Here is a 12,800-nt window from a genome sequence, read left to right on the forward strand (position 1 = left end):
CATACCGGTATGGCTTTTGTAGCGGGAAGCGGTTATAGATGCAGATAGGCTGAGGCTTACGAAGCCAGCTTCGCAAAACTCAGATCATGCTTGCGAAGAGAGTTTTGCTTCGCAAAACTTAGATCATGCTTACGAAGTCAGTTTTGCTTGGCAAAACTTTTAGGAGGTGCGGAATGGATAAACGGAACCGTTTGATTGCCATCGGACTGATTGGTGTCGGCTGCTTGATGATTTTTGGCAAATGGATCGGCTTCTTCTCCATTGTCGCACTCCTGTTCCTGCTGCTGGGTATTTACCGGACAACGTCAGGCAAGGTGAAGCAAGGGTATAAGCTTCTGGGGATCGGCGCGGTGCTGCTGCTGCTGGACCATCTGCTGCTGGTGCTTGGAATCTGCCTGATTTCGCTGGGTATGTTCTTTGTCAAATCCAAAAGAATGCAGCGCAAGGCCGGGTTTATGCAGAAGCAAAGCTTCTCTTCCAGATTCGACTGGGATCTCTCGCCGTGGGTCATGCGCAGCCTCAGTGCCTGGCATGTGCTGGGTGAGGCGGATGTGGATCTTTCGCTGGCCATGGCGGAAGAACAAGAGACGATTATGCTGTTCCAGGGTATTTTTGGCGATGTGGATATTCTGATGTCCGAGGATTACGGGGTAGAGATCGAAGCCTTCGTGCTGTTCGGCTCTATTGAATCCGGCAGTCACCGGGACACAGGGATGCTGAACCGGCTGAACTGGAAGTCACCCAACTACGACAGCAGCGAGCATAAAGTGAAATTCAATATCTCATATCTGATGGGCGATCTGGACATACGGTTTCCCTGATGAATACAGCATATGAGCAGAGAGATGGAAGGGAGGGCTCCCGGGCATGGGCAAAAAAAGCAGTAACATGGTAACGCGCAGTATGGGCGAGGGGGCTCTGTTCTCTTTGATCATGCTGCTTGTTATTACATACATTATGTATACATATGGATTATTACAGCCGTTTGAGGACTGGAAGGTCGGCGTGAGAACGGCAATGACGCTGATCCTGCTGCCGATGGCCTTCGGCATCGGGTACGGGTTCTATCAGGGCTTCCGCAGCAAGCGCAAGCTGGAGCTGCTGCGGGCGACGCTGGTAGCCTGGGAGAAGGGTAACCTCACCCCGGTAATGCCGGATCTGGGCCATGATGAGCTGGGCCGGCTCGGGGAACAGCTCGGACGGATCGGCGGCAAGTGGGAGAATCAGGTGACTACGCTGCAGCGGCTCTCCACCAATAATGCCAAGCTTGCCGAGCAAGCCCGGGTGACGGCGATTATCGAGGAACGTCAGCGGCTGGCACGCGAGCTGCATGATGCCGTATCCCAGCAGCTGTTCGCGATCTCGATGACGGCAACGGCTGTAGGCCGGACGCTGGAGAAGGATTTCGACAAGGCGCAGCGGCAAATTGCGCTGATTGAGGAGATGTCCGCCGTAGCCCAGTCGGAGATGCGGGCACTGCTGCTGCACCTGAGGCCGGTATATCTGGAAGGCAAGGGGCTGGAGCAGGGGCTGCAGGAGCTGATCAAGGAACTGAAGATCAAGGTTCCGATTGATATTGTGTTCGAGATGGATCAGGGCGTGCAGCTGCTCAAAGGCGTCGAGAATCATTTGTTCCGAATTGTGCAGGAGGCGATCTCGAACACGCTGCGCCATGCCAAAGCGGAGAAGCTGGAGATCCGCCTGCACCGCCGCGGGGATACGGTCCGTCTGACGCTGCGCGATGACGGGATCGGCTTTGAGATGGATGAGAGCAAGCAGACATCCTACGGACTTTCGAATATGCAGGAGCGGATAACGGAGATCGGGGGCTCGATCCAGTTCATCACCGCTCCCGGCAAAGGAATGCGGATTGATATTACCGTACCGGTAGTCAATGAATAGGGGGCAAGGGTAACCATGGAGATGGAGGAAGCGGAAGCGATCAAGGTCCTGCTGGTGGACGATCACGAAATGGTCCGGATCGGACTTGCTGCGGTGCTTGGCACCGAGGATGGGATTGAAGTTGTAGGTGAAGCCGGAAGCGGCGAAGAAGGAATCCGGCTGGCACAGGAATATAATCCGGATGTGGTACTGATGGATCTGGTGATGGACGGCATGGACGGGATCGAAACAACAAGACAGCTGCTGAAGCTGTACCCGGACTGCAAAGTTATAGTGCTGACCAGTTATTTGGATGATGAGAAAATGTATCCGGTCATTGAAGCCGGCGCGTTCAGCTATCTGCTCAAAACCTCGCGGGCCAGTGAAGTCGCGGATGCGATCCGGGCTGCCGCAAGAGGTCAGTCCGTGCTGGAATCACAAGTGGCTTCCAAAATGATGAACCGGTTCCGCTCGAATGCCAGAGGTGAATCTCCGGCCTACAAGGAGCTTACCGAACGCGAGATGGAAGTGCTGAAGCTGCTGGCCCAGGGCAAGTCCAATCAGGATATTGCCGATCAATTAATTATTGGAATCAAGACAGTGAAATTCCATGTCACGAATATCCTTGCCAAGCTGGGCGTCGAAGACCGGACCCAGGCGGCTATTTACGCATATAAGAATGGACTGGCGGAATAAAGCCATAGACCATAGAAGCCATTACGCACTTTCAAGGGAAATCAGCCCTGGCCCGGGAGGGACGGGGGATTATCTTGAAAGTGTTTTTGCGTGCGCGTAAGGCTCGCGTCCTTGCAGTTTGTACACATACCCTATTGATAAGAGCAGGTAACTTACCCCAAACCCGAGATAGACACCGGTTAATTCGAGCTTCGAGATAAATATATATATGATTACCAGGGATACTGCATACACCACCCCCGAGTACACAAGCACCCAATTCTCCAGATCAATCGCCTGCAGGGTGGAGCGCATAATCATCTGCAGCCCGTTCATCAGATTCAGAGCCAGGGCCAGGGGAAGAACATGTTCCACTAGTGAGAGGACAACAGCTTTGTCTGTGATGATGGTGATAAGCGGATAGGAGAATGAGATCAGGATCAAGGTTAGCGGAATGCTGATCATTAACATAAGCTGGAGCGACAAATACGAATATTTGGTGTATCCTGCTTGCCACTTGCCGTAGGCCTGGGCGGTAATTGTCATACAGCTGCCTGCGAAGCAGTACATCGGAATCATAATGATCTCAAGCAAAGAGGTCACAACGGTGTATGACGCGATGAATTCAGCTTCCATTCTGGAGATGATCGCCATGATGCCCATTGCAAACAAAGTGTATTCAATAAGGTCCTGAAGGGCCATTGGGAAATAGAGTTTCAGCAGCTGCTTGGCAATGGGCCGGCTGATCTGAAGGGAGAAGCTGAATAAGCTGCTTTTGCGGAAAAAATAGATGCAGACTATAATGCTCGCACCATAGCCTGCAACAGAGCCGACAGCGGCGCCGCTCATACCCAGCCCGGGAAATCCCCATTTGCCGAAGACGAGCACATAATCGAAGAATATATTCACGATGCCTGCTGCCACGAAACTGAATGTTAACAGCTTGGCTTGGTTGATGTTCTTGAAATAGGCTGAGAAATTAAACAGAACCATATTCATGCCCATAGTAATTCCGCTGATATACAAATAATGAGTGGCAGGTGCGAAATTCAGATCATAGACCGTGCCCAATATCCATTTGCCTGTCCCTAACAGCAGCAGTTCGAACAGGATGCCGATCATGATGGACATTGTCATGCTTGTATTAAAAGCTTGGCCAAACTTAGGGATATCATTGTTGCCGAAGAATCTTCCGCCGATGATGTTGAAGGCCGCGCACAGAATGCCAATCGTTCCGGTGATTAGAAAAATAAAAGATGAGGCGATGCCCACTGCGGCAAATTCTTCAACGCCAAGCCTGCCGATAATCGCCTGGTCGCCGAGCTGAAAGAGTAGCTGGAGAATCTGAAGGAAAAGCATAGGGACAACCAGATCGTTGATAAGCCGGAAGTCAGCGCTGTTTCGTTGAAACCACTTTTTAAGCATGCTGTATGAGTACCTCTTCTATCTATATAATGCGAATCCTATTAATGGAAATATAAACTAATAAATACTTCTATAGAAGTGATTAAAATCTCATTACATTCCGAGTGAACTATGCAGTTGCTGAAATGGGCGCTCAAACAGTCCCTCTCTGCGGGGTATATCTTTCTCTGAAGCTGGATATCCTGTCTAGTAGATTACTAGAACGGATTGAGAGGGAGATGCAGAGTGGGGAATAGAGGACAGAGCAGAGTGATACTGGTGCTGGCGGGCTTGTGTGTGGCGGTTATGCTGCTCAGCGGTTTCCGCAGTGCGGGGACAGCCGGAGGAAATGGCTTACAGGAAGTATCTGCTGTGTCTGCGGTCACTGCTTCCACTGCCGGTGCGGGAGAGCTTGAGGATTCTCTGGCGCTGCTGACTACACTCGGCCGCGAGGCTTCTGCCCCCGGGGCTCCGCTCCGGCTCGTATTGAAGTGGCAGGGAGAATATAGCGGAGAGGCTTCAGCAGAAGCTGCAGTGCAGGACCTCTCCGCCCGGCTCGGACTCGGTGAAGTCAGCTCCTCTGATGAGGACGGGCATCTGACCTCGCGCTCCTCCGCAGAACTCAGCGGAGGAGCGCAGGTCTCCCTGTTCTGGAGCGAGCTCGGCGGCGGACGGAGTTATTGCATCGTCACCTTCGAGACGGCGGATGGGGGGGGGGGGCAGGTCTCCCTGTTCTGGAGCGAGCTCGGCGGCGGACGGAGTTATTGCATCGTCACCTTCGAGACGGCGGATCTCCTGGACTCGCCGGAGCTTGCGTCAGCAGCAGGTGACGCCGGGAAGGCGATGCTTCAGGCGGGTATTGCGGCAGAGTGGAACGTCTCTCTGCAGGCTCCGGCGAAGGAGCAGAGCGGACCGCAGGCTGCACTCCTGGTCACAGAGCAGAACCTTGCAGCGCAGCTCCCCGGCATTCATGCGGAGGAGAATTACGCAGATGAAACTACATCCAGCCGTTCGTATAGCGTGCCCGGCCTGCAGCGCACCGTCAGCAGCGGCGGACATGAGCTTGCGCTCCAGCTGGCGGTGCACAGGGACGGGAATGAGGACAGAAACCGCGTGACCATTGGACTCCCGCTGATCACGATCGAATACTGAAGCCGGAGATTTCCGGGCTTACTCCGCAGCGGCTCCACGTTGCGGAGCTTTTGACGGGGCGGTATAATATCGGTAGTATAAGCGGGAGCATGTGAAAGCATAAGAAAGAGTAATGGAAAATTACGAAATCCCGAGAAAAACTGTCAGGAATGTGATAGCATCCTTAGTGCAATTATGATAAAATGACATCACGCCGTCATGCGTATTTTATATCATGACCGCCGCTGAGAATGAATGTCAACTATATTACATACAGAGAGATGAGGAGCCATGGCTGAAAATCAAACCCTTGATGCACTGCATACACCCGGTGCTGTATTCTTTATCTTCGGGGCAACCGGAGATCTAGCCCGGCGTAAGCTTTTCCCGGCGATCTACAGTTTGTACCGTGAAGGCAAGCTGACACATGATTTTGCGGTAATTGGCGTGGCTCGGCGTCCCCGTACCCAGGATGAATTCCGGGAAGATGTGAAGGAATCCATCCGCGAGTTCTGCCGCTACCAGGCAGGAGATGCTGCGGAATGGAACGAGTTCGTGCAGCATTTCGAATACAAGTCTCTGGACATCAACAATATTGACGGTTTCCGTGAGCTGAATGCCCAGACGGAAGCGCTCGAAGAGAAGTTCCATATTCCGGGCAACCGCCTGTTCTATCTGGCGCTTGCACCTGAACTGTTCGGCAGTGTCTCCTTCAACCTGAAGGCTGGCGGCATGCTGCAGACCCGGGGCTGGAACCGTCTGGTGATCGAGAAGCCATTCGGCTACAATCTGGAGTCCGCTGAACAGCTGAACGAGCAAATCCGCCAGGTGTTCAAGGAAGAAGAGATTTACCGGATTGACCATTACCTGGGTAAGGAAATGGTGCAGAATATTGAAGTGATCCGGTTCGCCAATGCTTTCTTCGAGCCACTGTGGAACAACAAGCATATCGCCAACATTCAGATCACACTCGGGGAAACCGTGGGTGTGGAAGAGCGCGGCGGGTATTACGATCATGCCGGAGCACTGCGCGATATGGGACAGAACCATATTTTGCAGCTGCTGACAATGATCGCTATGGAACCGCCAAGCCGTCTGCTGGCTGAAGATATCCGTGATGAGAAAGTGAAGGTGCTCCGTTCGCTTCGTCCTTACGCTACGGCGGAAGAGGTTCGCGAGAACGTGGTGCGCGGTCAATACACACAAGGGCTCTACAAGGGCAAGACCCTTCCGGCTTACCGCCAGGAAGACAAGGTGGACCCGGAATCGAATACGGAGACGTATTTCGCAGCCCGTGTATTTGTAGACAACTTCCGCTGGGCGGGGGTTCCCTTCTATATCCGTACCGGCAAACGTCTGCCTGTGAAGACTACGGAAGTGGTTGTAGAGTTCAAAGGAATGCCGACCAACGTTTATCTGGGCCAGAAGCATAATCTGGAGCCAAACCTGCTCGTAATCCGTGTGAATCCGATGGAAGGCATCTACGTGAAGATCAATGCCAAGAAGCCGGGTTCGGAATCGGAAATTCAGCCGCTGGCGATGGATTTCTGCCAGAGCTGCATGATCGGCATCAACTCGCCGGAAGCTTATGAGCGTCTGCTGCATGATGCTGCGCGCGGGGATTCGACCTACTTCACCCGCTGGGATGAAGTGTCCTCGGCCTGGTCCTTCGTGGACCGTATCGCCAAGGCATGGAAGGAAGAGAGCAACGATCTCGCTTCCTATCCTGCCGGCTCCTGGGGGCCGGTCGAAGCCGATCAGCTGCTGGCTGGCGAAGGCTTCCACTGGTGGCCGGTCAACGGCCAGGATGAAGACAATGTGGTATGGCAGGTTAACCGCTAAACCCTGAATAAGAGAATTGTTAGAGATCCCTCTGCATATCGCTGCAGGGGGATCTTTTTGCGGAATAACGGATTCCTGCGGACCAGTCAGCCGAATTTGCGCCAAAGCTGGAGTATCTGTACATAATATTGCAAGATATTTGACTTGCGGAGCTTTTTTGTAGATAATGTTTGCCGGATTTTGCTATACTAAAAAGGATGCTTTCAAAATAAAGAATTTCTAGGCAAGGCGCCATAAAATATCCTATAAACCGTACTTCAACGATGTAACGATGAATTCTACGTGAAAGGATCTGGACGAATGAGTAGTGCACCGATTTGATGAAATCCGGTAATTGAAGCAGAAGCATGGATGAATTTATATATGAAGGGATATGTGTAATGAATAAGGCAACGGACCACAAGCTTCAGAGTGAAGTAGACAAACGCAGAACCTTTGCGATTATTTCCCACCCGGATGCGGGTAAAACAACGCTGACCGAGAAACTGCTCCTCTTCGGGGGCGCTATCCGCTTAGCAGGCACAGTCAAAGCCCGTAAGGCAAGCAAGCATGCCACAAGTGACTGGATGGAAATTGAGAAGCAGCGCGGAATCTCCGTTACTTCTTCCGTCATGCAGTTTGATTATCTGGACCACCGGGTGAACATTCTGGATACCCCGGGTCACCAGGATTTCAGTGAAGACACGTACCGTACGCTTACTGCGGCTGACAGTGCGGTCATGCTAATCGACGTTGCCAAGGGTGTAGAAACACAGACGATCAAGCTGTTCCAGGTCTGTGCCAAGCGGGGTATTCCGATCTTCACCTTCATCAATAAGCTGGACCGTGAAGGCCGCAATCCATTTGAACTGATGGAAGAGCTGGAGAATGTACTGGGTATCCGCTCTGTGCCAATGAACTGGCCGATCGGCATGGGCCGCGAGCTGTGCGGCGTATACGACCGGATGAAGAATCAGGTTGAGCTGTTCCAGGGCGACGATCATTCCGTGATCAGAGTACAAAAAGTGGAAAGCTACCGCGACCCGATCATCCGCGAGATGGCCGGAGAATACCTGCATGACCAATTATGTGCGGATTTGGAGCTGCTGGATGTAGCGGGCGATCCGTTTGACTATGAGAAAGTACTCCGCGGAGAGATTACTCCGGTATTCTTCGGCAGTGCGATCAACAACTTCGGCGTGCAGACCTTCCTGGATAACTTCCTGGATCTTGCACCGAAGCCTGAACCACGCCGCAGTACAGCTGGTTCTGTTGAACCGACAAATGAGAAATTTACCGGCTATGTGTTCAAAATCCAGGCTAACATGAACCCGGCTCACCGTGACCGCATTGCCTTCCTGCGCATTGTGTCCGGCAAGTTCGAGCGCGGGATGAGTGTGAAGCATGTGCGTGCCGGCAAAGACATCAAGCTGTCCCAGCCGCAGCAGTTCCTGGCCCAGGACCGCGATATTGTAGAAGAGGCATACCCAGGCGATATTATCGGTTTGTTTGACCCGGGTATCTTCCGGATTGGCGACACGCTGAGTCAGGCAGGGGATATTGAATTCGATGAGCTGCCGACCTTCTCGCCGGAGATTTTCTCCAAAGTGAGCATTAAGAATGCGCTGAAGTCGAAGCAGTTCCAGAAGGGCATTGACCAGTTGACCGAAGAGGGCATGATCCAGGTGTTCCGTACGGTGAATTTCGATGATATCCTGCTGGGTGTCGTCGGCCAACTGCAGTTCGAGGTGTTCGAGTATCGGATGAAGGGCGAGTATGGTGTAGATGTCCAGCTGCAGCGAATGAGCTACCAGTTCGCACGCTGGATTGTGGATGACAACAAGCCGGACGCAAGCAAATTCCGGATCAACTCCACACTGGTTACCGATAAGAAGGGGAATTATGTAGTGCTGTTCGAGAACGAATACGCTATGCGGACCGCCATGGAGAAGAATCCGACGGCTAAGTTCCTGGAAACCGCGCCTTGAAATGTACAGTTGTAGTAGGATAAGTTGGCCGCTTATTCAATTATTTGTTATAAAAAACCTCCGTTTCCACTTGTGCAGCTGCACAGTGGATCGCGGAGGTTTTTGGCGAGAATGAACCTCTTTAGGAGGTGATGGACCCTGGCGTGAGCTTCTCCAGATGTCTGTGCAGCATGGAGAGCACCCGGTCCCGCTTAGCGGGATCAAGGTCCTTCCAGATCATTTCGAAGACAACGCCGAGTCCGGGAAGCGCGGCTTCCGGCCCGTCCACGGAATTCTCGATCACTTCCCGCAGACCTTCTTCGGTCTGTCCGTGAATCTTGTGTACAATAGCCTGGCGCAAATCAATGGTGACTGGCATAATCGACCTCCTTAAGGTTTTGTTAGCATAGGCTTCCGGGGGCAGCTTCGTAAAACTGGCTTCGGGAGCGTGGGCTTAGGTTTTGTTAGCATAGGCCTCCTGAGTCAGTACCGCAAAACTGGCTTCGGGAGCATGCGCTTAGGTTTGTGAGCAGCCTTGTTATAAGGTGCCCTGTGGCCACGCTGAAAATTCAAGTTTATGACGGCTTATGCTATACTGTTTGAGATGCAAAATGCGGGCGGGAGGTACAACAATTATGGCAAAAAAACAATATGCCGTCATCGGAATGGGACGTTTCGGCTCAAGTGTAGCCAAGGCGCTCAGCGGTATGGGCTTTGATGTACTGGCCATTGATGCGGATGAGCAGCGCACCCAGGAAATTTCGAATATTGTTACTCATGCCGTATCCGCGGATTCGACCGATGAAGAGGCACTGCGTGCACTCGGTATCCGTAACTTCGATGTGGTAGTTGTCGCGATTGGCGAGGATATTCAGGCCAGTATTCTAACTACGCTGATCCTGAAGGATCTCGGCGTGCCTGCGATTCTGGTTAAGGCCAAAAGCGAGCTGCACGGCAAGGTATTGAGTAAAATCGGAGCAGATAAGGTAATTTATCCTGAACGGGATATGGGCATGCGGGTGGCGCATCATCTGGCCTCGCCGAACATCCTTGATTATATAGAGCTGTCACCGGACTACAGCATTCTGGATATGAAAGTCTCAGGGCCGATGCTCGGCAAGAATCTGCAGGAGCTTAATATTCGCGCCAAATACGGCTGTAATGTGATGGCCATCCGCCGGGGTGAGGAAATGAATATTTCCCCCAGAGCGGAGGACCGCCTGACTGAAGGTGATGTACTTGTCATCGTCGGACGCAAGGACAACCTGACGAAGCTGGAAATGGCTTATCAATAGGGGAAGTATGGTTGATACGGGATAGGCTAACTGTATTTTGTACAGTTATTTTTAAAGATAAAGCCCGTTATTCTCAAATAGATGTATATGGTACAACTAAAATCACGTAAATAGCGGAATCTTACTCCAACCGCTAATTTTAGTTGTACAGACTGCAGTTAAAAGGGGATTTGCTGCGGAAAGGCTGTTTTTAGTTGTACTAACTACAGTTAATACGCCCGGTTGGTTTAGCATACTTAAGATCAGGAATCTGCAAGCAACAGAAAGGTAGGACCTCATGGAAATTATGTCGCCGCAGAATACGCGGGTGAAGGAATGGGCTGGGCTGCAGGAGAAGAAACACCGCGACAAGTCCGGTAAATATATTGTGGAGGGCATTCATCTGGTGCAGGAGGCGCTGCAGGCGGAAGCGGATGTGGAATGCCTGGCTTTTGATCTGGATAAGGGCATGCCGTCCGAGCTGAAGCCTCTGCTTCAGGCCGTGCAGGGCATGGAGGTAATTGGCGTGTCAGCAGCGGTTATTGCGAAGTGCAGCAGCACGAATACACCGCAGCCGGTATTTGCCGTTGTACGCAAGGAGCAGCAGGGCGTGGAGGCCATCCTGGCGAAGCCGGATAGTCTGGTTGTTGTGCTGGACGGGGTTCAGGACCCCGGCAACGTGGGCACGATCATCCGCAGTGCCGATGCGGCAGGTGCGGACGGTGTTATCCTCGGCCAAGGCTGCGCCGATCTTTTCAATCCGAAGACCATTCGTTCCACGATGGGCTCGATGTTCCATCTCCCCGTAGTAGAGGGAGATCTCGGCACGATTCTGCCGCAGGCGCGGGAACGCGGTGCGCTGCTGGTCAGCACTTCGCTGACAGGTGAAGATTCCTGCTACACCCATGATTTCCATGGCAGCCAGTGGCTGCTGATCGGCAGCGAGGGCAAAGGCATCTCGCCGGAGACGGCAGCCCTCGTCGACAAGAGCATCATCATCCCGATGGCCGGCCGGGCCGAATCGCTGAATGCGGCGATGGCGGCAACGATTTTGCTGTTTGAGGGGATGCGGCAGCGGGGGAGCCACGGGAGGTGAACTCACACTGTCTGTGACTTGCTTTGCCTTTAGCGTCGTTTACCTCTTGGATGCGCACGCAAATTTCAGTCCTGATAGTCAAGGTAACCTTGATTATCAGGACTTTTTTGTGTAATTCTAGCGCCTTTAATAGACGAGATTCGGAAAGAGAATGCTTATATGCAAGTCTTATCAAGTGCTGGAGAAAGTACGGAATCAAAGGCTCAGTATTATACTTTAGGAGGATTTAGCAGAAGCCTGTAAAGCTATTACCGGCCTAAAGGAAATATCTGCTTGTCTACTTTTCCTGGCAATCTTGGTAAGGTTAGAGGAATTGCTATTGATAAGAGGTGGTAAATTGTCATGCTAAAAAAACACTGTTTGTTCTGTGATCAGATTGTCCCGATTATTGCTGAGGGCGACTATGACCGATACTTAGAGTGCTTCTGTGCTCCCGGAGGGTTCTATAGCCTGCTGAGAGACAGCTATGAGTCGATACTTTCGTTATCACACCAACAGAAACGCGACATGCTCCATTTGGTATCAGCGTATATCCGGGAAATGACAGACCGCGGCGAGAAGGTCAGTGTAAGTGCCGGGGATTTGGATTCTATTGTGAATTCTCCGGCCATCCCTGTGACTATTGAGGATAAGGGAAACAGACTGCTGCAATATTTGTATAGACATTCCGAGGGACCGGTGGAACCGGTGGTCATTCAACCCCTTTCCAGCAGCTATAACCTGACATACTCTCCCAACCTGCAAGAGCTGGTCTATATCATCGATAAGCTTGGAAGCGACCAGCTGCTTATAAGAGAAGGCTTAACCTTTAAATTAACCGCACAAGGATGGAGCGAAGCCGCTGCAACAAGCGGAGGTAAGAAATTAAAGCAATGCGTCGTTCTCCTGCCGGAAGAAGAGGAATTGCGTACGGAATGGCAGGAGAAGCTTTTGCCCAAAATCGAGCAGTACGGTTATCTTCCCCGATTGTTTGCATATAGCAGCGAAACGTATTCTTTGGAGTCCATTGCGGACAGCCAGCTGATTATCGCAGATGTAACGGGTCAGTCTCCTGAAGTGTATTATGCAGCGGGATACGCGCTTGGGAGGGGCATTCCGGTGATCTGGACTGTTAAGAGCTGTGATGCCGACAACCTTCGGGTACACCTGCAAGAGATCCGTCCCCTCGTCTGGGATACAGCGGAGGATCTGGTTGTATTACTCCAACAGAAGTTGAGTTTAGAGTAGGGTATCTACACAGGTGCAATTATACAGGGGATTCTTCCGCATTATGCAACAGACCTTGTTCTAACGGCAGGTGCCGGGGATGAACAGGGTCTGTTCCTGTTTCCAGAGGCAGAGCTCGATGGATAGTAGGGTTAAAGTTTGATACAGATCTAATAGATATGCTTACTGCAGAATCTTTCAGGCTTCAATCTCAGCTATACGATAAATATATGAACTATAAAGAGAGTTGCTCTAAGTTGCAGGAGTCACTTGGCATATGAATGTATCTTTAAAGTAATGCTTGCAATGAATCTCTATTCATGATATATTCTATTTCTGGCCGCG

Annotated in this window: 11 protein-coding genes; 9 read left to right on the forward strand and 2 right to left on the reverse strand. The window is 51.7% G+C overall.

Going from position 1 to position 12,800, the window contains the following annotated elements; all coding sequences use genetic code 11:
* Positions 1-173 precede the first annotated feature (173 nt).
* From liaF to QW71_RS28555, 3 genes are read left to right on the forward strand one after another with little or no spacing between them, the layout of a single operon-like run.
* Positions 174-821: a cell wall-active antibiotics response protein LiaF gene (gene liaF, locus QW71_RS28545; protein WP_039307347.1), complete on the forward strand. Its 648-nt coding sequence runs from the start codon at positions 174-176 to the stop codon at positions 819-821.
* Positions 822-867: 46 nt separating this feature from the next.
* Complete coding sequence (locus QW71_RS28550; RefSeq protein ID WP_039307348.1) at positions 868-1,902, forward strand: sensor histidine kinase; 1,035 nt, start codon at positions 868-870, stop codon at positions 1,900-1,902.
* A gap of 21 nt (positions 1,903-1,923) precedes the next feature.
* Positions 1,924-2,577, forward strand: a complete 654-nt coding sequence (locus QW71_RS28555; protein ID WP_039307403.1) for a response regulator transcription factor — start codon at positions 1,924-1,926, stop codon at positions 2,575-2,577.
* A 69-nt stretch (positions 2,578-2,646) separates the two neighbouring features.
* On the opposite strand, the gene QW71_RS28560 is transcribed toward QW71_RS28555, so the two are convergent.
* Positions 2,647-3,981 (reverse strand): MATE family efflux transporter, encoded by a 1,335-nt coding sequence (locus QW71_RS28560; RefSeq protein ID WP_039307350.1) that lies wholly within the window; start codon positions 3,979-3,981, stop codon positions 2,647-2,649.
* Between the two features lie 225 nt (positions 3,982-4,206).
* On the opposite strand from QW71_RS28560, the gene QW71_RS28565 reads away from it, so the two are divergent.
* The 3 genes from QW71_RS28565 (at position 4,207) to QW71_RS28575 (ending at position 8,900) form a co-directional block, all read left to right on the forward strand.
* Entirely contained in the window at positions 4,207-5,112 is a 906-nt protein-coding gene (locus tag QW71_RS28565) for a YwmB family TATA-box binding protein (protein ID WP_039307353.1), read from the forward strand.
* Between the two features lie 270 nt (positions 5,113-5,382).
* Positions 5,383-6,933, forward strand: coding sequence for a glucose-6-phosphate dehydrogenase (gene zwf, locus QW71_RS28570; protein ID WP_039307355.1), 1,551 nt, complete (start codon positions 5,383-5,385; stop codon positions 6,931-6,933).
* Positions 6,934-7,313: 380 nt separating this feature from the next.
* A complete protein-coding gene (locus QW71_RS28575; protein ID WP_039307358.1) occupies positions 7,314-8,900 on the forward strand; it encodes a peptide chain release factor 3 in 1,587 nt (528 codons plus the stop codon).
* 121 nt (positions 8,901-9,021) lie between these two features.
* On the opposite strand, the gene QW71_RS28580 is transcribed toward QW71_RS28575, so the two are convergent.
* Positions 9,022-9,258 (reverse strand): small acid-soluble spore protein SspI, encoded by a 237-nt coding sequence (locus QW71_RS28580; protein WP_039307361.1) that lies wholly within the window; start codon positions 9,256-9,258, stop codon positions 9,022-9,024.
* 232 nt (positions 9,259-9,490) lie between these two features.
* On the opposite strand from QW71_RS28580, the gene QW71_RS28585 reads away from it, so the two are divergent.
* From QW71_RS28585 to QW71_RS28595, 3 genes are all read left to right on the forward strand, one after another.
* Positions 9,491-10,174 carry a TrkA family potassium uptake protein gene (locus tag QW71_RS28585; RefSeq protein ID WP_152679885.1) on the forward strand — a complete coding sequence of 228 codons (684 nt, stop codon included), beginning with the start codon at positions 9,491-9,493 and terminating at the stop codon, positions 10,172-10,174.
* 277 nt (positions 10,175-10,451) lie between these two features.
* A complete protein-coding gene (locus QW71_RS28590) occupies positions 10,452-11,249 on the forward strand; it encodes an RNA methyltransferase (protein ID WP_039307367.1) in 798 nt (265 codons plus the stop codon).
* Positions 11,250-11,591: 342 nt separating this feature from the next.
* Entirely contained in the window at positions 11,592-12,476 is an 885-nt protein-coding gene (locus tag QW71_RS28595; protein ID WP_039307368.1) for a hypothetical protein, read from the forward strand.
* Positions 12,477-12,800 lie beyond the last annotated feature (324 nt).

Origin of the sequence: Paenibacillus sp. IHB B 3415 (genome assembly GCF_000802655.2) — a bacterium.
GTDB lineage: Bacteria > Bacillota > Bacilli > Paenibacillales > Paenibacillaceae > Paenibacillus_AQ > Paenibacillus_AQ phytohabitans.

Bases quoted from the DNA above. Each gene is read 5' to 3' on its own strand.
- zwf (WP_039307355.1), top strand. From the start codon at position 5,383: ATGGCTGAAAATCAAACCCTTGATGCACTGCATACACCCGGTGCTGTA.
- QW71_RS28580 (WP_039307361.1), bottom strand. From the start codon at position 9,258: ATGCCAGTCACCATTGATTTGCGCCAGGCTATTGTACACAAGATTCAC.
- QW71_RS28595 (WP_039307368.1), top strand. From the start codon at position 11,592: ATGCTAAAAAAACACTGTTTGTTCTGTGATCAGATTGTCCCGATTATT.
- QW71_RS28590 (WP_039307367.1), top strand. From the start codon at position 10,452: ATGGAAATTATGTCGCCGCAGAATACGCGGGTGAAGGAATGGGCTGGG.
- QW71_RS28560 (WP_039307350.1), bottom strand. From the start codon at position 3,981: ATGCTTAAAAAGTGGTTTCAACGAAACAGCGCTGACTTCCGGCTTATC.
- liaF (WP_039307347.1), top strand. From the start codon at position 174: ATGGATAAACGGAACCGTTTGATTGCCATCGGACTGATTGGTGTCGGC.
- QW71_RS28575 (WP_039307358.1), top strand. From the start codon at position 7,314: ATGAATAAGGCAACGGACCACAAGCTTCAGAGTGAAGTAGACAAACGC.
- QW71_RS28550 (WP_039307348.1), top strand. From the start codon at position 868: ATGGGCAAAAAAAGCAGTAACATGGTAACGCGCAGTATGGGCGAGGGG.
- QW71_RS28555 (WP_039307403.1), top strand. From the start codon at position 1,924: ATGGAGGAAGCGGAAGCGATCAAGGTCCTGCTGGTGGACGATCACGAA.
- QW71_RS28585 (WP_152679885.1), top strand. From the start codon at position 9,491: ATGCGGGCGGGAGGTACAACAATTATGGCAAAAAAACAATATGCCGTC.